Raw genomic sequence first — 19,427 nt, 5'->3', positions numbered from 1 at the left:
ATGAATGTCCGGGCAATCGGCTGGAGCGGGATTGTGCAAATCACCGCTTTCGCTGGTGCGCCGTTCTACTCGCTCGGTCCGGGCCTTGGCAAGCGTGGAAGGAGAGGCATTTTCGGCGAATTGCGGGGTTTGTGCAGCCGGCATTTGCTATGGTCTCCGCCACCTCATGATCCGGCCTCGACATAGGTCGCGACCGCTCCAGCCCGGTCTCGCAGTACGAGGCGCCGTTCGAATTCACCGGGCAGTTGCTGAAGGTGACGGTTGACATCCATGACGACCAAAAGCTGGACGGCGAAGGGGTTGGAGCCGCGGAGGTGGCGCGGCAGTAGTGATGTCGGTGACAGCCCAGTTATTGCGAGCGCAGCGAAGCAATCCATCCCGCCGTCTGGGCGGTATGGATTTCTTCGTCGCTAACGCTCCTCGCAAGGACGGGGCCAAGACCTGAGGTCTGCCTTACTTGATCTTCTCATACGCTGCAGCGAAATCCGCCAGCGGCATCGGAATCGTAATCGTCTCCAGATCACCTTCGGATCTGTGGGTTGCCGTGCAAAATCAAGTCATTCGGCGGCTTGCTTGACTGAGCCGTGAGCGTTCAGGTGCGCGTCATGGTTAGAATTGGACGAACGGCCCCATCGTGCAAACACGTTCGAAAGCCGGTCGAGATAGAGATAGACCACCGGCGTCGTGAACAGCGTCAGCGCCTGACTGACGAGCAGGCCGCCGACCATGGCATAACCGAGCGGCTGGCGAATTTCCGATCCCGTGCCGGTACCGAGCGTCAGCGGCACGCCGCCGAGCAGCGCTGCCATCGTCGTCATCATGATCGGGCGGAATCGCAACAGCGCCGCCTTTCGGATCGCGGCCTCAGGCTCGAGCTGCTCGTCGCGTTCGGCCGTGATCGCGAAATCGACCATCATGATGCCGTTCTTCTTCACGATGCCGATCAAGAGCACGATGCCGATCAGCGCGATCAAGCTGAAATCAAACCCGAACAGCATCAGGATCGCCAGTGCGCCGACGCCGGCGGACGGCAGCGTGGACAGAATCGTGATCGGATGGATGTAGCTTTCGTAGAGAATGCCGAGGATCAGGTACACCACCACGAGCGCTGCGAGGATCAACAGCGGCACGGTGCCGAGCGACTGCTGGAACGCCTGCGCGGTGCCCTGGAAGCTCGAATTGAGCGTCGTCGGCGCGCCGAGATCGACCATCGCCTTTTGCACGGCGTCGGTCGCCTGTCCCAGCGCCACCCCTTGCGCGAGGTTGAAGCTGATCGTGATCGCCGGAAACTGGCCCTGATGGCTGATTGACAATGGCCGCACCGGCACGCTGGTCCAGGTCGCAAAGGTCGATAGCGGCACCTGGTCGCCGGTGGTGGGCGATTTCACATAGATCTTGTTCAGCGTGTCCAGGCTGCCCTGCAACTCCGGCAGTACCTCGAGCACCACCTTGTAGGTATTGAGCTGGGTGAAATACTGGGTCACCTGGCGCTGGCCGAACGCATCATAGAGCGTGTCGTCGATCAGTTGTGGCTGGATGCCGTAGCGCGCGGCGGTGTCGCGGTTGATCTTGAGCTCCAGCGTGGTGCCGTTGGTCTGCTGGTCGGTGGCGACGTCGCGCAGTTCGGACAGGGTCTGCATCTTCGCCAGAATCTTCGGCGCCCATTCGTTCAGCTCGGCGAGATCGGCGTCCTGCAGCGTGAACTCGAACTGGGTTCGCGTCGGCCGGCCGCCGAGCCGCACGTCCTGCGCCGCTTGCATGTAGAGACGCGCGCCTTCGACCTTCTCCAACTGCGGACGTAGGCGCGCGATGATCTGCTGCGCGTTCGCCTTGCGCTCGTCGCGCGGCTTTAACGTGATGTAGAGGCTGCCGTTATTGCCGGCGCGGCCGCTGCCGCCGATCGCCATCGCGACCGAGGCTACGTCCGGGTCGGCCTGCACGATTTTTCCAAGCTCCTCCTGATGCCGCTTCATGTCGGCAAACGAGATGTCCTGGCTGGCCTCTGACGTCGCGGTGATCAGGCCGTTGTCCTGCTGCGGAAAGAAACCTTTCGGGATGATGACGAACAGATAGACCGACAATCCCAAGGTGGCGAAGAAGATCATCAGTGTGGTGAGCTTCCAGCGCAGCGCCAGATCGAGACCGCGCTCGTAGACGCGCAGCATCGCGTCGAAACCGCGCTCGCTCCATTGATAAAGCCGGCCATGCCTGGTTTCGCCGTGCGCGCGAAGGAAGCGCGAGGCCATCATCGGCGTCAGCGTCAACGACACGATCATCGACACGAAGATGGTCATCGCCAGCGTTACCGCGAATTCCCGGAACAGCCGCCCGATGATGCCGCCCATCAGCAGCAACGGGATCAGCACCGCGACCAACGAGATGCTGATCGACACGATGGTGAAGCCGATTTCGCTGGCGCCCTTGAAGGCGGCGGCCATCGGCTTTTCGCCTTCCTCGATGTAGCGCGTGATGTTTTCCAGCATCACGATGGCGTCGTCGACCACGAAACCGACGGCGATGGTCAGCGCCATCAGCGAAAGGTTGTCAAGCGTATAGCCGAACACCCACATCAGTGCGCAGGCGCCGAGCAGCGCCAGCGGCACCGTGACTGCCGGGATTACCGTTGCCCAGAAGCTGCGCAGGAAGATGAAGATCACCATCACGACCAGCGCGATGGTCAGCAGCATGGTGAATTGCACGTCGTCGACTGCGGCGCGGATGGTCTGGGTGCGGTCGCTGATCACCTCGATCTTGATTGCCGGCGGGATGGCGGCGACCAGCCGCGGCAGCGTCGCCTTGATCTTGTCGACGGTCTCGATGACGTTGGCGCCGGGCTGCTTGAATATCACCAGGAACACGCCGCGCTTGCCATTGGCCCAAGCCGCCTGCTTGGCGTCTTCGGGCCCGGTGACGGCCTGGCCGATATCGCGGATTCGCAGCGGGCCGCCGTTGCGATAGGCGATGATGACGTCGTTCCAGTCCTTCGATTCCGGCAACTGGTCGTTGGCGTAAATGGTATAGGCGCGGCGCTCGCCGTCGATATTGCCCTTCGGGTTGTCGACGGTCGTGATCGCGATCTGGCTGCGCACATCTTCGAGCGACAGCCCCTTGGCGACGAGCTTAGCCGGGTCGATCTGGATGCGGATTGCGGGCTTTTGTTGGCCGCCGATGATGACCTGAGCGACGCCGGAAATCTGGCTGATCTGCTGCGCGAGCTGGGCGTCAACGGCGTCGCTCACCGTGGTCAGCGGCAGCGTGTCCGATGTCGCCGACAACAAGAGGATCGGCGAGTCCGCCGGATTGACCTTGCGATAGGTCGGCGGCGAGGGCAGGTTCTTCGGCAACTGGCCGCCGGCGGCATTGATCGCGGCCTGCACGTCGTTGGCCGCTCCGTCGATCGAGCGGTTCAGATCGAACTGAATGGTAACTGCGGCCGTGCCGAGGTAGCTCGTCGAGGTCATCTGCGCGACGCCAGGTATCTGCGCGAACTGGCGCTCCAGCGGCTGCGCAACCGACGAGGCCATAGTTTCGGGGCTGCCGCCCGGCAAACTGGCGGTGACCTGGATAGTCGGGAAGTCGACCTGCGGCAGTGGGGCGACGGGCAACAGCGGAAAGGCGACGAGGCCGACGAACAGGATTCCCGCCATCATCAGCGAGGTCCCGATCGGGTAGCGAATGAAGGGAGCGGAAATTCCCTGGCTCATTCCCGGGCAACCTTCGCCTGATCCGAACTGGCGACCGCCGACGTCACCGATGTGCCCGGCTGAACCTTGAACTGGCCCGCCGTGATCACCCGATCGCCCGGCGACAGTCCCTCATCCACCAAGGAACGCCCGTCGATCGACCGCGTCACCTTGATCTGGCGGAGTTCGGCCTTGTTCTCGGGACTGACCGTGTAGGCGTAAAGACCGTTGGGGCCGTGCTGAACGGCATCATCGGGAATGACGGTTGCGTCCTTCAGTGTCGCAATCAGCAGCCGGGTCGAAACCGACTGGCCCGGCCACAATGCGTGATCCTTGTTGTCAAACACGGCCTTGAGCCTGATGGTGCCGCTCGACGTATCGACCTGGTTGTTGATCAAGGAAAGCGTGCCGGTCGAGAGCACCCGCTTGCCATCGGTGGAGAGCGCAATGGTTTTCGGAGAACCGGCGGCGAGAGCGGCCTTGATATCCGGCAACTGCTCTTCCGGCGCGGTGAAGATCACCGCGATCGGCTCGATCTGGGCGATGGTGACGATGCCGGTCTGTGTTGCGGCATTGACGATATTGCCGACGTCGACGAGGCGAAGTCCCACCACGCCGGAAATCGGTGCCCTGACGGTGGCGTAGTCGAGCTGGGTCTGGGCGTTGGATATTGCCGCCGCATCGGCCTGGATTTGGGCGGTCAGCTGCGCGACCGTCGAGCGCTGCGTATCCGTCTGTTGCCGGGTCGCGAATTCGCCGAGCTTGGTATAGCGCTGCAGGTCGAGGCTGGCATTGGCGAGGTTGGCTTCGTCCTGCGCCTTCTTGGCCTTGGCCTGGTCGAACGCGGCCTGGAACGGCCGTGGATCGATCTCGACCAGCGTGTCGCCTTGCTTGACGAACTGGCCCTCCTGAAACGCGATCCGGTTGATCTGACCGTCAACGCGGGTGCGAACGACGACGGTATTGAAGCCTTGCACGGTGCCGAGGCCGGTCAGATAGACGGGAAAGTCGGTCTTTTCGACCAGGGTCGTTCGCACGGGGACGGCTGCACGGGCAGGCGCGGGCTTCTGGGCTTCAGCTTGCGCCTGACGACCTTCGTTCTGGAATCGCTGCCAGCCAAAATAACCCAGCGAAGCGATCGCTGCGATCAACAGAACCCAGCGGATGGTGCGCGACCTCGACATGGCGGCTCATGGTTTCAGGAAGTTCCCCGCACTACCCGTATAACGTTCGCGCGCTTGCCCTGTACAAACACTAAGGCTTGAGAATCCTAAACAATTGGAAAGGTTTGCTGCAGCGGTCGAAGGGGGCGGCGCTGGTATCAAAATGGCTCGCGATCTCGGGCACATCTTTCGAGCAGGGTTGAATGGACGATTGTTGTCGTTCATATCGCGTGCGCGAAGGTTTGCGAAAATCGGGGGTGCAGGATGGACGAACTGAACGGACGCATGATGGCGTGCCAGATTCTGATCACGGGACTGATTGCGCGCGTCGCGAACGATTCGCCCGACCCCTTGCGATTTCTCACCGACTTTCGCGATGAGATCAAAGCGGTCGTAAGCGGCGTCAACATCGCCGGCATGGACAACACCGATCGCGTCCGCCAGGTCGCGCAATCGACGGTCGATGAATTGTTTTCGCTGATGAAGCCGCCGAGCACGGATTGATGGTCGGGGAAGGCGGCGATGCAAGTAATGCCCGATCTTGCGGCGTTTGTTGCCTCTCTTTAGAACGCTTACAAAGTATTTTTAGAACCATTTCAAACTGCAGATTAGAATCGTTGTGATCTGGACGGATTCAACCGGAGTGTTGCCCCGATCGCGTTGACCCCAAAATTTTCGCTCGGTACCTACCGCGCGGGACCATTCGCCGCATGTCGATTTGTCGCGAATCGAAATTCATCAGGGGCACGTAATGAATCTTGCAAAAGCACCGAGGTCGCTTCGCTTCGAAGCGGCGATCAACTCGGTCGGTCAGACGTTTGAGAACAATTCCGGCAAGAAGGTTTCCGCGGTTGCGGGTCTCATTGCGGTGGCGTCCTTTTCCGGCGCTGAAGCGCAGCAATCCAGCCTCCCGCCGGTGACGGTCGATGCCCCGGTCGCTCGCCCGCGTCCTGCTGTATCAAAACCTTCACCAGACCAGCTCCGCGCCCGCTCGGCGCTGCGCCGTGCCGCCCGCCGATCGCAGCCGGCGCAGGTCGCCGCCGTGCCGTTCCCCAATGCCGGTGGACTAGCCGCCGATCGCAACCCGTACGCGGATGCCGCCGCGCCCTACAAGGTTGATCGCCTGCAATCGTCAGGCAAGTTCCCCGAACCACTGTTGAACACGCCGAAGACGGTTACCGTGCTGAGCAAAGAGGTCTTGGCTGACCAGAACGCCACTACGCTGAAGCAGGCGGTGCTGAACACGGCCGGCGTGACGCTCGGCACCGGCGAGGGTGGTAATGCCTTCGGCGACCGCTTCTTCATCCGCGGCTTCGACGCGCGCAACGACGTCTTCCTCGACGGTATGCGCGATGCCGGGGTCAGCGTCCGCGAAAATTTCTTCACCGAACAGGTCGAAATTCTGCGCGGGCCGGGCTCGTCCTTCGCGGGCCGCGGCACAACTGGCGGCGCGATCAACATCGTGACCAAGCAGGCGTCCACCGAGAAGAGCTTCTACAACATGGACACGACGTTCGGCACCGACCATACCAAGCGGGTGGTGCTCGACGTCAACCAGGTGATCAGCCCAACGCTCGCTGTTCGCGCAGGCGGCCTGTTCCAGGACGCAGGCGTCGCAGGCCGCGACTACATCAAGGACGATCGCGACGGCGGATTTATTGCCGCGAAGTGGACGCCGCTCGACACCGTGAAGCTGTACGCGAACTATATTCACACCAATTTGCACGGTTTGCCTGATTTCGGTGTGCCGTATTACCGGCCGGGGGCGCCACAGCCCGGCAACCGGTTCGCCAACACCTCGGGCGGCCCGTACCCGGACTTTGGCGTCAACCGCAACAATTTTTACGGCTTCGTCAATCGCGACTATTACAGCATCAAGCAGGACATCGGAACCGTCGGGGGCGAGGTCGCGATCACGCCAGACCTGACCTTGAGCAACAAGAGCAGGGTTCAGCGTTCGGTACTCGACTATATCGGAACGCTTCCGGAAGCGCCGAATACGAACACAAACACGCTCAGCGCAAATCCGCAGAGCCGCTATCAAGTGACCGAAAACATCGCCAACCAGACCGAGGCGACGTACAAATTCGGCTTGGCAGGATGGAAGCATACCGCGCTTGGCGGGGTGGAAATCTCTCGCGAGATCGCGAGCATCGATCGCTATGTCGGCCTGAGTTCGGAGCAATTGACGGGCGGAGCCGCCAGCGGGTCGGTAAGCGGCGTCAGCATTTACGCACCTCAATATACCTTTGCGAATTTCGGCGGCAATCCGACCTGGTCTGGACTGCCGACCAAAATCGCGATCGATACCAAGAGCGTCTACCTGATCGACACCGCCAATTACAACGACCTCGTCATCCTGAACGGCGGCATTCGTTACGATGACTACAACATCAAGGCGAGCGGTTTCGGCACAGTGAACAATCGGCCGAACACGTTTAACGCGCAGGAGCAGCAGCACGGCATGCCGAACTTCAACCTCGGCCTGACCCTGAAGCCGCTGCCGAACGGCAGCGTCTATGCTGCCTATGCGACGTCGTCGAACCCGGTAGGCGCCGAATTCGATGGCACCAGCGCACAATATGGTGGCTTGGCGCCCGCGCTGAACGGAAGTCCTAACCAGATTTTCGGGCCCGAGAAAAACAAGGCGATCGAAATCGGCACCAAATGGGAGCTGTTCGACCGGCATTTGCTGGTCACGGCGGCGCTGTTCCAAACCGAAAAGGAAAACGCGCGGGAATCGCAAAATGTTAGCAGCACTGCGGCCGCGGCTGCGATTCCAGGTTGCTCTTATAACCTTCCGGCCGGGTCGGGCAACGTGTCGTGCATCACGGCCGGAGCGGCCTACCGGATCCGTGGTATCGATCTCGGCGTCGGTGGCAAGATCACGGACAAATGGAGCGTGTTCGGCGGCCTGGTGCTCATGCAGTCGGAGGTGACGAAATCACTGGTTCCGTCGCCGCAGCCGCTGCTCTTTCCGACCAATGTCGGCCTTAAGCTCGCCAACGTCGCGCACCAGTCGTTCAGCCTGTTGAGCAAATACCAGCTCACGGATGTCTGGGAGATCGGCGCGCAGGCGGTGTACCGCTCGAAGATGTATGGCGGCACTTTCCTCGCCGCCAACCAGGGGACGGAGCTGCCGAGCTACTGGCGTTTCGACGCCTTCGTGGAAGCTAAGGTCAACAAGAACTGGACCGCCAAGCTGTTCGTCGCCAACATCACCAACAAGCTCTACTACGACGCGTTGTACCAAAGCGCGACCCCGTTCGTGTTCGTCGCGCCGGGCCGTAGCGTGAGCATGGTGCTCTCGGCGCGATTCTAGTAGGCGAGGGAATGCAAGCGGAATGCTGATCTGTGTCCCTGAGGTGCTGAGCAAGGATGATGTGGCGGACTTCCGCCGTATCATGGACGCTTCCGCCTGGGAGGATGGCCGCTCCACCGCGGGGGCACAATCGGCGATGGTCAAGCGCAACGAGCAACTTCCGCCGGACGGCGAGGTCGCGCGCAAACTCGGCCATCGCGTGCTGTCAGCACTGACGGCCAGCCCGAGATTCATCTCGGCAGCGATCCCGCAGCAGATCTTTCCGCCGCTGTTTAACCGCTATGTGGCCTCCGGGGGCCACCATTTCGGCCTCCATGTCGACAACGCGGTGAGGGGAGACCCCCTTACCGGATTGCGGATCCGGACCGATCTGTCGGTCACCCTCTTTCTATCGGAGCCGGACGAATACGACGGCGGCGAACTCGTGGTCGAGGACCTCTACGGTTCCCACGAGATCAAGCTCGCGGCCGGCGACCTCGTGCTTTATCCTGCGTCTAGTTTGCATCTGGTTACGCCGGTCACACGAGGTATGCGTGTGGCATCTTTTTTCTGGCTGCAGAGCATGGTACGGGATGCCCACGCCCGTAGCCTGATCTTCGATCTCGATACCTCGATCCAGGCCCTGGTGGAGCGGCTGGGGCGAGACGACCCTGAAACGGTCAAATTGACCGGTATCTATCACAACCTGATCCGCTACTGGGCCGAAGTATGAAGAACATGTCTCTTTCTCGCGTGACGACATTTGCGGTGATCTCGACGCTGGCGATGCTGTCGCTGGCGGCGCCATCGTCGGCCCAGCAGGGCACAGCCCCTGCGGCGCCTCCTGCACCTGCGGCCCAGCAGGCGCCCGCCGTATCGCAGCCCCCGGCCACGCCGCCCCAAGCAGCGGCTGCGCCGACCGCACCTTCGGATGCGACCGCGCCGGCGGAGCGCGAGGGCAAATTGCTGAAGGCGGCAACCGCCGAACTCAAGGAATTGTCGCCGTGGACGATGTTCAAGTCGGCCGACGTGGTGGTCAAGGCGGTCATGATCGGCCTTGCTTTTGCGTCGCTGGTGACCTGGACCATCTTCATCGCCAAGATGATTGAACTGACGGTCGTTCAGCGCAAGGTACGTTCGGCGCTGGCCAAGATCGCCGACGCGCGGTCGCTGGCGGAAGCGCAATTCGCCCTCGGCGCCAAAGGCAGCGTGCTGGCGTCCTTCCTTGCGGCAGCGATGCGCGAGGCGCGGCTGTCGGCGGGCATATCGAGCGATGGCGGTATCAAGGAGCGCGCCGCGTCGAGCTTTGCGGAAATCCTGCGCGCCGAGGCGCGCCGGATCCGGCTCGGCATGGGGCTGTTGGCGACCATCGGCGCGACGTCGCCTTTCGTCGGACTGTTCGGCACGGTCTGGGGCATCATGAACAGTTTTATCGGCATTTCGAAATCGCAGACCACGAACCTCGCCGTGGTGGCGCCCGGCATCGCCGAAGCGCTGCTTGCCACCGCCATCGGCCTCGTCGCGGCGATCCCGGCCGTCATCATCTACAATCACTTCGCGCGCGTCACCAAGGGCTACCTTGAAATGGTCAGCCGTGCGTCGGGCGCCGCAGGGCGGCTTTTGTCACGCGATCTCGACCGTACCCACGTCAGTTCACACAATGGCTCGCATTCCCGCGCAGCAGCGGAGTAGGCGATGGGCGCGTCAATCGCAGAACACGACCTCGATGACGACAGCGATTTCGCGGAATCGCACGAAATCAACGTCACGCCGTTCATCGACGTCATTCTCGTCCTCCTGATCATCTTCATGGTGGCGGCACCGCTCTCGACAGTCGATTTGCCGATCGATTTACCGACCTCGACCGCAACCCCGCAGAAGAAGCCGGACAAGCCGACCTATGTCAGCATCAAGCCGGATCTCTCGGTTGCGATCGGGGAAAACATGGTCAAGCGCGTCGATCTGGTGCGCTCGCTGGATGCGATGGCCGACGCCAGTAAGGAGCGCTACATCTTCCTGCGCGCCGACCGCGCCGTTCCCTACGGCGAATTGATGGACGTGCTCGAAATCCTGCGCGCCGGCGGCTATTCCAAAATCAAGCTGGTGGCGCTCGAAGGCGTTCCCGAAGCAGCGGCGGCGCAAGCGGCGCCGGCAAAGCCTTGACCGGCCTCGACGAGCAAAAGCCTTCGCGGCGGCTCTGGATTTCTGCCGCGGTGATAGCGCTCGCGCTTCACATCGGCGGCGCGGCGCTGGCGATCGCGCATTTGCAGACCGAAGAAGCCGATGACGCCCTCGGCGCGTCGGCAATCGAGATTGGGCTCGAAATGGCTTCCGTTCACCGCGAGGTGACCGATCTGCCGCCGGGTCCGGATACCGATGCTTCCGCGGCGTCGCCGCAACTCGCCGAGCAGAAGGCCGAGGTCAAGGAAACCGAGCTGCCGCAGGACAAGCCGACCGAGCCCGAAGAGGCCGACCGGGTGGTGACGGAGAACGAGTCGAAGAAGCCGAAAGAGGACGACCCGAAGATCGCGGCGGTGCAGACGCAGGCGTCCACCGAGTCGGTCGCCGCCGAGGCCACCGCGACGCCGAGTTCAGAAGCCATTCCGGAAGGGCAGCGTTCCATCGCACCGGTGATCGGCACCGGCGAGAGCGCACGACGCGTACGCGCGACCTGGCAAAAGGAACTGGTTGCGCATCTCGACAAGCACAAGCGTTACCCGAAGGAACGGCAGCAAAAATCCGCCGAGATCCAGGTTCGCTTCACCCTCGACCGCATGGGCCACGTGCTCTCGACCGATATCGAAAAGGGTTCGGGCGATCCAGCCTTCGACGAGGCGGCGCTGGCGATGGTGCGCCGCTCCGATCCGGTGCCGATGCCGCCGCCTATCATCGCCGACGAAGGCCTGACGTTCACGCTGCCGGTGATCTTCCGCGTCAAGAACAAGAGCTAAGGCTCTCGCGTTCCTGCCATTGCGTTACGTGGCGTGGCTATGATGCCGTTAGCCTCTCCCAAAACGGGAGAGGGTGGACCTGAAGATATTATCAGGTCTTCTTCAGCATCGGGCAGACGCTCCTTTCGAGCGGGATGAAGGCTTCCGCTGCGGGGATCGTTGCGACGAGGTTGTAATAATCCCACGGATATTTTGAATCGGCAGGCTTCTTCACCTCGAACAGATAGGCCGGGTGGATCTTGCGGCCGTCGGCCCGGACCGAGCCCTTGCCGAACAGCGCATCGTCGGTCGGCATTTCCTTCATCTTGGCCACTACGGCGCGGCCGTCATGCGGATTGCCGCCGAGCGCTTCGAGCGCCTTGAAATAGTGGATCAGCGAGGAATAGACGCCGGCCTGCACCATGGTCGGCGGGCCCTTCTTGTGCTTTTCGGTGAAGCGCTTGCTGAACGCGCGGGTCTGGTCGTTCATGTCCCAGTAGAACGTTTCGGTGAAGTTCAGCCCTTGGGCGACCTTCAGTCCGAGCGCATGGACGTCGGTGATGAACATCAGCATGCCCGCGAGCTTCTGCCCGCCGGAGACGATGCCGAACTCCGCCGCCTGCTTGATCGAGTTGGTGGTATCGCCGCCGGCATTGGCGAGCCCGATGATCTTGGCTTTCGAGCTTTGCGCCTGCAGCAGGAACGAGGAGAAGTCCGCATTGTTGAGCGGATGCTTGACGCCGCCGAGCACCTTGCCGCCATTGGCGGTGACGACCGCGGCCGTATCGCGCTCAAGCGCGTGACCGAAGGCATAGTCCGCGGTGAGGAAGAACCAGCTGTCGCCGCCGGATTTCACCAGCGCCTTGCCGGTGCCGTTGGCGAGCATCCAGGTGTCGTAGACCCAATGGATGGTATTCGGCGAGCACTGCGCGCCGGTGAGGTCTGATGACGCCGAGCCGGAGTTCAAATTGACGACATTCTTTTCCTTGGCGAGGTTGGCAATGGCGAGGCCGACACCGGAGCTTGCGAGATCGACGAACACGTCGACCTTTTCGACGTCGATCCACTGCTTGCCGATATTGGTGCCGACGTCGGGCTTGTTCTGGTGATCGGCCGAGATCAGGTCGACCTTCCAGCCCTTGGCGAGAAGCCCGGAATCTTCGATCGCCATCTGCGCGGCGACGACCGAGCCGGGCCCGCCGATATCAGCGTAGAGACCGGACTGGTCCCCGAGACTTCCGATCTTGACGACCTTGTCGAGCGTTTGCGCAAACGCGCCGCCGGCAAACGCCAGGCTCGTGCTCATGACCAGCGCTGCAATGGATCGCTTCATCTATCCTCCAGAAATTTTTTTGAACGTTTGTTGAAATAGCAAGCCATTATGTCCGGCCTTGCTTCAGCCGCCTAGCCGTTGCGACCAACCGTTATCGTTCGCGAATATTCCGCCGCGCGGCGAATTCGCGAGAAGCATTCTCCATGATGTCAGGAAATGCGCGCGTCAGCGCCAGAAGTAGCGAATGCTGACGTAGACGATGGCGAGGCAGATGAAAATCAATGCCACCGGCAGCCGCGGTTTTGTCGCCGGTCCCATTGTTGCCGGCTTCGGCCGGGCAGGCGGACGGCGGAAAGCGGTGACGTTGCCGCTGTCAGCGGTCGGCTCGCTCGCGCGTGAAGGGATCTGCGGCGGCGTACCGCTGCCGCCCATCTCTGCGTAGTACCGCTTGTACATTAGCTGAATGGTGGCCTCGGACGCGTCCGCCTCCGTCATCCTGGCGAGCAACTGCCGGTAGCTTTCAAGAAAGCTCTGCGCTTCGGGGGGCAGGGCGGAAAATCCGTTGAGCTTGGCCAGCATCTTCCAGGTTGCGAAATCTGCCCTCGCGCGGGTATCGGCGCGTCGTGCAATCAACATATCGGCAGCTTTTGTCGCCATGGCCCCGGGTCGGTTCTTCCCTGCGTGTTTTCTATCTCAAATTTAGGCGTTGCCAGTGATGAAGAGAAGCGCGTTGATCACATAACCGATCAGTGTTCGCAGTATCGCCGAAATAACATCAAGATTTAGGCCGAGCTGCGCGCCGATGACGGGAAGCAGGATCAGCAGGCCGAGCAGGATCAGCATCCCGTACGGTTCCAGCCGCGACAGCGGGTAAGACAGCACCTGCGGCAAGAGCCCGACGGCGACCCGGCCGCCGTCCAGCGGCGGGATCGGCATCATGTTGAAAATCGCCAGCACGATATTGATCAGGAAAGCATTTTTGAGGTTGTCCGCCGTCCATTTGGCGGCGTCAGCCGGCACCAAAGGCAGGGCGTGGAAGGCGAAGGCGGTAATCAAGGCCAGCACGATATTGGTGACGGGCCCCGCGAGTGCCACCAAGACCATGTCGAGCCGGGGATGGTTCAGGTTCCGGAAGTTCACCGGGACCGGCTTGGCATAACCGAACAAGAACGGCGAATGCGACAGCAGAAGAAGGCCCGGAAGAATCACGGTCCCAAACGGATCGATATGCTTAAGCGGATTGAAGCTGACCCGGCCGAGCTGCCAGGCGGTGTTGTCCCCAAGCCGGTATGCCACAAACGCGTGGGCTGCCTCGTGGAAGGTGATCGCGATGAGAAGAGGGAGCACCCAGACGGAGATGGCGTACAATGAAATATTCACGAGATACCGCTCAGTTGAAGGCGATCGGAATGGCGTCGCGCGTTGCACGCCGCACCGAAACCTCATCAAGATGGTTTGAGATGGTCGACCGCAAGTGGTCCGCGAGCAGCGCGCCCGCCCGTGACAGATTCGCGGTGCGATGCAGGCAAATGTCCGCGGCCGGCAATCGCGGCATGCCGTCGCGCTCCGACAGGGGGCGCAGCTTCGGCGGAAATGTACCTGCCTTTACGATCGTCACCGCAAGCCCCTGCGCCGCAACTGATTCGACGGCTGCAAGGCTGTGGCTGACGAAAGCCAGCCGCCACGGCCGCTTGGCGGCATCCAGTGCCTCAATCGCCCATTTTCGGAACAGGCAGCCCTGCGGATAGAGCGCGAGCGGCAACGGATTCTGCTGCTCCACGGGGTGAAACGCACCGGTTGCCCAGGCAGCCTGTTCGCGGCGCAGGAATTCACCCTCGCCATGTCCTTCCGGGTGCATCGCAATGACGAGGTCATAGGCCTTGCCGAGGCGCGAGGGCATGGAAGAGGTGAGCCCTATCTCCATCTCGACGTGGACTAGCGGGTAACAGGCGGCAAAGCTCGCCAGCACCGGCGGAACGATCAAGGTCCCATAGTCGTCCATCACGCCCAGGCGCACAACGCCTTCGATCTTGCGCTCCCGAAGCTTGCCCACGGCCTCATCGTTTAGCGTCAGAATGCGCCTTGCGTATCCGAGCAGCCCTTCGCCCGCCGAACTCAAGTCAACGTTGGCCTTGGTGCGGTTGAACAGCTCGACACCGAGGCGTTCCTCCAGGCGCTTGATCTGCATGCTAACGGCGGATTGGGTCCGGTTAAGTTGGCTAGCCGCGCGCGTGAACGAGCGGCTGTCGGCCACCGCCACGAAAGCCTTCAAGAGATCCGGATCTAGGACGGGTATGCTCATAACTAAATGTTATTTCTTCTATAATGAAAATTCCATTTCTTGATTACTAGACTTTCCCTACGGTGCCCGCAAGTAAGGGGAAGTGTATGAGCGAGGCATCGGGTGTGTTGGCGGCGGTCCTATCGAGCGGCCTGGGCGGGACTTCGATCGGGGCAACGCGCTATTTGGTGAACGCAATTGATCCGTTGGCGACCGGTTCGTTTCGCTTCGGCATCGGTTTTCTGCTGTTGCTGCCGGCGGTCCTTCTGCAAGGCGCGCAGTGGCCGCGGCGCCCCGACTGGTTGAACGTCGCAGGCTTGGGCGTGCTGTACTTCGCCCTGTTCCCGATCCTGTTCAATGCGTCTCTGATTTTCACGACAGCGGCGCGTGGCGCCCTTGCCTTGTCGACGCTTCCGTTGCTGACGATGGTAGTGGGAGCCGTGCTCGGCAGCGAGGCTCTTACGGTACGCAAATCGATCGGTGTCGTGATCGCAACGCTTGGAGTCGCCCTGGCGCTTCTGTCGAACCTTGCTTCAGCGCCTCCGGGGGCCTGGCGCGGCGATTTGCTGATGATCGCCGCGGCTCTCTGCATGGCGCTCTACAGCATCTGGTCCAAGCCATTCATTGCTCGCTCCGGGCCAATTTCCTTCACGACCGGTTCCATGGGCGTCGGGGCTGTGTGTCTTGTCCTGATCTCATACTGGCGCGGCAGTTTTGCGCCCGTCGCAGCTTTTGAGGTCCCGCAATGGCTGGCTGCCATTTATCTCGGTGCCTTCGGCAGCGCGCTGACTTTTTATCTATGGGCTTTCGCGCTGGCGCGCACAACGCCGACCCGTGTCGCGATCTCGGTCACCGTCAATCCGATCACCGCGTCGCTGGTGGGCGCGGCATTGCTGGACGAACCGCTCAGCTGGAATCTTGTTGCCGGCATCGTGACAGTCTTCGCGGGCATCTGGATCGCGACGACCTCGGGCCGGCCTCCTGCACCGGCAACGCGATTGTCCCGAGTGCCGATTGACTAGAGCCTTTTCGGTTCTGATTGAATCAGAACCGGGCTCTAGATTCTTGGTTTTGACGCGTTTTCTTGACGCGACCGGTTTCCACTTCGCTTGAAAACGCTCTAGTACGTCGCCCGGCCGCCCGAAATATCGAACACCGCACCCGTCGAGAACGCGCAATCTTCCGACGCCAGCCACGCCACCATTGCCGCGAGTTCTTCCACCAGGACAAAACGCCCCTTCGGAATTTTCGACAGCATGAAATCGATGTGCTGCTGCGTCAGCTGGTCAAAGATCGCGGTTTTCGCCGCCGCGGGTGTCACCGCATTGACCAGGATATCATGCTGCGCGAGTTCCTTGCCGAGCGACTTGGTCAGCGCGATCAGGCCGGCCTTCGAGGCCGAGTAATGCGCGGCGTTGGGATTGCCTTCCTTGCCGGCGATGGAAGCGATGTTGACGATACGGCCGTATTTTTGCTGCAGCATCACAGGCACCACCGCCTTGCAGCAAATGAACGGGCCGTCGAGATTGATGCGCAGGACCTTGCGCCACTCTTCGAGGTCGGTTTCCCACACGGTCGCGTTGACGCCGGCGATACCGGCATTGTTGACGAGGATGTCGATCTTGCCGAGCGCCTTCAGCGTTTCGTCGCGGGTATTCTCGACGGCGGCGAGTTCGGATACGTCAACCTCGAATGCCGAGACCGCCGGGCCGATTTCCTTGGCGGTCTTTTCCGCGAGCGGCAGGTCAAAATCCCAGATCGCGACCTTCGCACCCGACGCGACGAAGCGTTCAGCGATGGCGCGGCCAAAACCCTGCGCTCCGCCGGTGACGACAGCGCAGCGGCCGTTCAAATCGATCTTGTTCATGGATATTTCCTCTCAGTCTAATCTTGCCGCGCCGACGGTCTGCTCCCTCGCCCCGCTCTTCGCGGGGAGAGGGCTGGGGTGAGGGGCTGCTTTCCGCAAATTCGGCAGGCGACATTTGCGCGGAGACGTCCTGCTTTGCCCCTCACCCGGCCAAGTTTCCGACCTCTCCCCGCAAAAGGACGGGGAGAGGTTAAAATCACAGCGTCCAGCCGCCGTCGATGACGTGGGCGACGCCGGTGGTAAACGCGCTTTCGTCGCTGGCGAGATAGACGGCGAGCGAGGCGATCTCCTCGGCGGTGCCGAGCCGTCCCATCGGCTGCCGGGCAATGAACATCTCGCGCCCGTTGGGACCGGCGGCGGCTGCGCGCTCCAGCATCGACGGTGTCTCGATGGTGCCGGGGCAGATGCAGTTGCACCTGATACCCTTGCTGATGAAGTCGGTGGCGACCGAGCGCGTCAGCGCCGCAACGGCAGCCTTGGTCGCGCCATAGACGTAGCGGTTCGGCGCGGCCTTGAACACGCCCGCCGCGGAAGAGATGTTCACGATCGCGCCGCGGCCTGTCTCCAGCATGCCAGGCAGGAACGCGCGGATCGTGCGGTGCATCGACTTGACGTTGAGGTCGAACGAAAAATCAAAGTCTTCATCGGAGCAATCCAGCACGGTGCCGTGGTGCACGAAGCCTGCGGCGTTGAGCAGGATGTCGGTCTTGCCGGCGCGTTTGGCCATGGCGGCGACCACTGCGCTGTCGCGCACGTCGAGCTTCGCCACTTCGGCGATGCCTTCGCTCTTCAGCGCGGCGAGCTTGCTTTCGTCGATGTCGGTGGCGAATACGCTCGCTCCTTCACGCGCAAAAGCCACCGCACAGGCGCGGCCGATTCCCACGGCCGCCGCGGTGACGAATGCGCGCTTGCCCTTCAGGCGATCTGACATTTTTTTCTTCTCCTTGTTCCTCTTTCGTCATTGCGAGGAGCGTAGCGACGAAGCAATCCATGTATTCCCGTGTGGAGGGTGGATTGCTTCCGCCTTCGCCAAGGCTTGGGCGGACAAGTTGCTCCGCTCGCAATTAGGGCGTCTGCTTAATGATTGTCCCGCGCCACGCCGACGGTGCCGGCAATATTCTGATATCGCGTGGCAAGCTCCATGCAGGCGCCGGTGGCCTGCTGTCCCACGGTCGAGCGATACAGTTCCTGCCACGGCGTCTGGTGGGCCGGGTAGGGAAAGCCGCCCTTTGCCTTCAGTTCGGCGCGGCGTTTCTTCAGTTCGTCGCTGGTGATCAGGATGTTGGCATCGCCTTTGTTGAGATCGATGCGAACCTTGTCGCCGGTCTGCAGGATCGCCAGCCCGCCGTCGGCGGCGGCTTCCGGCGAGGCGTTAAGGATCGACGGCGAACCCGAGGTGCCGGACTGCCGTCCGTCGCCGATACAGGGCAGCGACAGGATTCCGCGTTTGATCAGCGCTGCCGGCGGCTGCATGTTGACGACCTCGGCGCCGCCGGGATAGCCGATCGGCCCGGCGCCGCGGATGAACAGCACGCAGTGCTCGTCGATGTTGAGCGCGGGGTCGTCGATCCGGGCGTGATAATCCTCGGGACCCTCGAACACGATCGCCCGTCCCTCGAATGCGTTCGGGTCCTTGGGGTTGTTGAGATAGCGTTCGCGGAACTCCTTGGAGATCACGCTGGTCTTCATGATCGCGGAATCGAACAGGTTGCCGCGCAGCACCAGGAAGCCCGCATCCTTCACCAGCGGCTTGTCGTAGCTCCAGATCACGTCGCCGTCGGGCTTTGGCGCCTCTCGGCAGTTCTCGCCGATGCTGCGGCCATTGACCGTGACGGCGTCCTCATGGATGCGCTTGTGCGCCATCAATTCGCGCACCACCGCCGGCACGCCGCCGGCGCGATGATATTCCTCGCCGAGATAGAAGCCGGCCGGCTGCATGTTCACCAACAGCGGGATGTCGTGGCCATGTTTCTGCCAGTCGTCGATCGAGAGCTCGACCCCGATATGCCGCGCCAGCGCGTTGATATGGATCGGTGCGTTGGTCGAGCCGCCGATCGCCGAATTCACCACGATGCAGTTCTCGAACGCCTTGCGGGTCAGGATGTCGGAGGGCTTGAGATCCTCCCAGACCATTTCGACGATCCGTTTTCCCGTCTCGTAGGCGATCTGGCCGCGCTCGCGGTGCGGCGCCGGGATTGCCGCGCAGCCCGGCAGCGACATGCCGAGCGCTTCCGCCAGCGAATTCATGGTCGAGGCGGTGCCCATGGTGTTGCAGTGGCCGACGGACGGGGTCGAGGACGCCACGATTTCAATGAAAGCGTTGTAATCGATCTCGCCCGCGGCAAGCATCTCCCGCGCTTTCCAGACGATCGTGCCTGAACCAGTACGCTCGCCCTTGAACCAGCCGTTCAGCATCGGACCGCCCGAGAGCACGATGGCGGGCAGATTGACGGTCGCCGCGGCCATCAGACAGGCCGGCGTGGTCTTGTCGCAGCCGGTGGTCAGCACGACGCCGTCGAGGGGATAGCCGAACAGGACTTCGACCAGGCCGAGATAGGCGAGGTTGCGGTCGAGTGCGGCCGTCGGCCGCTTGCCGGTCTCCTGGATCGGATGCGTTGGGAATTCCATGGCGATGCCGCCGGCGGCCCGAATGCCCTCGCGCACGCGATGCGCCAGTTCGAGATGGTGGCGGTTGCACGGGGAGAGGTCGTTGCCGGTCTGGGCGATGCCGATGATCGGCTTGCCGGATTGCAATTCCTCCCGGGTCAGGCCGTAATTGAGGTAGCGCTCGAGATAGAGCGCGGTCATTCCCGGATTATGCGGGTTGTTGAACCACTCGAGGGAACGTAGTTTCCGGCCTTTGCCATTGCTGGCAATCTTGTTGTCGTTCTTTTTCATTGGTTCCTCCCGCACTGCAAACGCGTGGCCG

At 61.9% G+C, this 19,427-nt stretch carries 16 protein-coding genes; 7 read left to right on the top strand and 9 right to left on the bottom strand.

Going from position 1 to position 19,427, the window contains the following annotated elements:
• Positions 1-557: 557 nt before the first annotated feature.
• Complete coding sequence (locus HCN58_RS14905) at positions 558-3,704, bottom strand: multidrug efflux RND transporter permease subunit (protein ID WP_171580108.1); 3,147 nt, start codon at positions 3,702-3,704, stop codon at positions 558-560.
• Positions 3,701-4,867: an efflux RND transporter periplasmic adaptor subunit gene (locus tag HCN58_RS14900; protein WP_171580107.1), complete on the bottom strand. Its 1,167-nt coding sequence runs from the start codon at positions 4,865-4,867 to the stop codon at positions 3,701-3,703. Before HCN58_RS14900 ends, HCN58_RS14905 begins: the two co-directional genes overlap by 4 nt.
• 243 nt (positions 4,868-5,110) lie before the next feature.
• Between HCN58_RS14900 and HCN58_RS14895 the strand changes: the two genes are divergently transcribed.
• The 6 genes from HCN58_RS14895 to HCN58_RS14870 all read left to right on the top strand — a co-directional run bounded on the left by HCN58_RS14895 (position 5,111) and on the right by HCN58_RS14870 (position 11,098).
• Positions 5,111-5,350, top strand: coding sequence for a beta/alpha barrel domain-containing protein (locus HCN58_RS14895; protein ID WP_171580106.1), 240 nt, complete (start codon positions 5,111-5,113; stop codon positions 5,348-5,350).
• A gap of 247 nt (positions 5,351-5,597) precedes the next feature.
• A complete protein-coding gene (locus HCN58_RS14890) occupies positions 5,598-8,168 on the top strand; it encodes a TonB-dependent receptor (RefSeq protein WP_171580105.1) in 2,571 nt (856 codons plus the stop codon).
• A gap of 22 nt (positions 8,169-8,190) precedes the next feature.
• Positions 8,191-8,880, top strand: a complete 690-nt coding sequence (locus HCN58_RS14885) for a Fe2+-dependent dioxygenase (RefSeq protein WP_171580104.1) — start codon at positions 8,191-8,193, stop codon at positions 8,878-8,880.
• Positions 8,877-9,839, top strand: coding sequence for a tonB-system energizer ExbB (gene exbB / locus HCN58_RS14880; RefSeq protein ID WP_376701175.1), 963 nt, complete (start codon positions 8,877-8,879; stop codon positions 9,837-9,839). The genes HCN58_RS14885 and exbB overlap by 4 nt, the downstream gene beginning before the upstream one ends.
• A gap of 3 nt (positions 9,840-9,842) precedes the next feature.
• On the top strand, positions 9,843-10,310 hold the full coding sequence (gene exbD, locus HCN58_RS14875) for a TonB system transport protein ExbD (protein ID WP_171580102.1): 468 nt from the start codon (positions 9,843-9,845) through the stop codon (positions 10,308-10,310).
• Complete coding sequence (locus HCN58_RS14870) at positions 10,307-11,098, top strand: TonB family protein (protein WP_171580101.1); 792 nt, start codon at positions 10,307-10,309, stop codon at positions 11,096-11,098. Before exbD ends, HCN58_RS14870 begins: the two co-directional genes overlap by 4 nt.
• Positions 11,099-11,189: 91 nt before the next feature.
• Here the strand turns inward: HCN58_RS14870 and HCN58_RS14865 are convergent, their stop codons facing one another.
• The 4 genes from HCN58_RS14865 to HCN58_RS14850 form a co-directional block, all read right to left on the bottom strand.
• The gene (locus HCN58_RS14865; protein WP_171580100.1) at positions 11,190-12,410 is read right to left on the bottom strand and encodes an ABC transporter substrate-binding protein; all 1,221 of its coding nucleotides are present in this window, start codon (positions 12,408-12,410) and stop codon (positions 11,190-11,192) included.
• A gap of 165 nt (positions 12,411-12,575) precedes the next feature.
• On the bottom strand, positions 12,576-12,986 hold the full coding sequence (locus tag HCN58_RS14860) for a hypothetical protein (RefSeq protein WP_171580389.1): 411 nt from the start codon (positions 12,984-12,986) through the stop codon (positions 12,576-12,578).
• A 63-nt stretch (positions 12,987-13,049) separates the two neighbouring features.
• A complete protein-coding gene (locus tag HCN58_RS14855) occupies positions 13,050-13,730 on the bottom strand; it encodes a site-2 protease family protein (RefSeq protein WP_171580388.1) in 681 nt (226 codons plus the stop codon).
• Between the two features lie 10 nt (positions 13,731-13,740).
• The gene (locus HCN58_RS14850; protein WP_171580099.1) at positions 13,741-14,652 is read right to left on the bottom strand and encodes a LysR family transcriptional regulator; all 912 of its coding nucleotides are present in this window, start codon (positions 14,650-14,652) and stop codon (positions 13,741-13,743) included.
• An 86-nt stretch (positions 14,653-14,738) separates the two neighbouring features.
• Between HCN58_RS14850 and HCN58_RS14845 the strand changes: the two genes are divergently transcribed.
• Entirely contained in the window at positions 14,739-15,653 is a 915-nt protein-coding gene (locus HCN58_RS14845; protein WP_171580098.1) for a DMT family transporter, read from the top strand.
• A gap of 98 nt (positions 15,654-15,751) precedes the next feature.
• On the opposite strand, the gene HCN58_RS14840 is transcribed toward HCN58_RS14845, so the two are convergent.
• The 3 genes from HCN58_RS14840 to HCN58_RS14830 all read right to left on the bottom strand — a co-directional run bounded on the left by HCN58_RS14840 (position 15,752) and on the right by HCN58_RS14830 (position 19,396).
• Positions 15,752-16,498 (bottom strand): SDR family NAD(P)-dependent oxidoreductase, encoded by a 747-nt coding sequence (locus HCN58_RS14840; RefSeq protein ID WP_171580097.1) that lies wholly within the window; start codon positions 16,496-16,498, stop codon positions 15,752-15,754.
• A gap of 196 nt (positions 16,499-16,694) precedes the next feature.
• Positions 16,695-17,429 carry an SDR family oxidoreductase gene (locus HCN58_RS14835; protein ID WP_171580096.1) on the bottom strand — a complete coding sequence of 245 codons (735 nt, stop codon included), beginning with the start codon at positions 17,427-17,429 and terminating at the stop codon, positions 16,695-16,697.
• Between the two features lie 146 nt (positions 17,430-17,575).
• A complete protein-coding gene (locus tag HCN58_RS14830) occupies positions 17,576-19,396 on the bottom strand; it encodes an IlvD/Edd family dehydratase (RefSeq protein WP_171580095.1) in 1,821 nt (606 codons plus the stop codon).
• Positions 19,397-19,427 lie beyond the last annotated feature (31 nt).

It is taken from the genome of Bradyrhizobium australiense, assembly GCF_013114825.1.
GTDB lineage: Bacteria > Pseudomonadota > Alphaproteobacteria > Rhizobiales > Xanthobacteraceae > Bradyrhizobium > Bradyrhizobium australiense.
The sequence above is the reverse complement of the archived record's forward strand: the minus strand, read 5'-3'. Positions and strand labels throughout refer to the sequence as shown.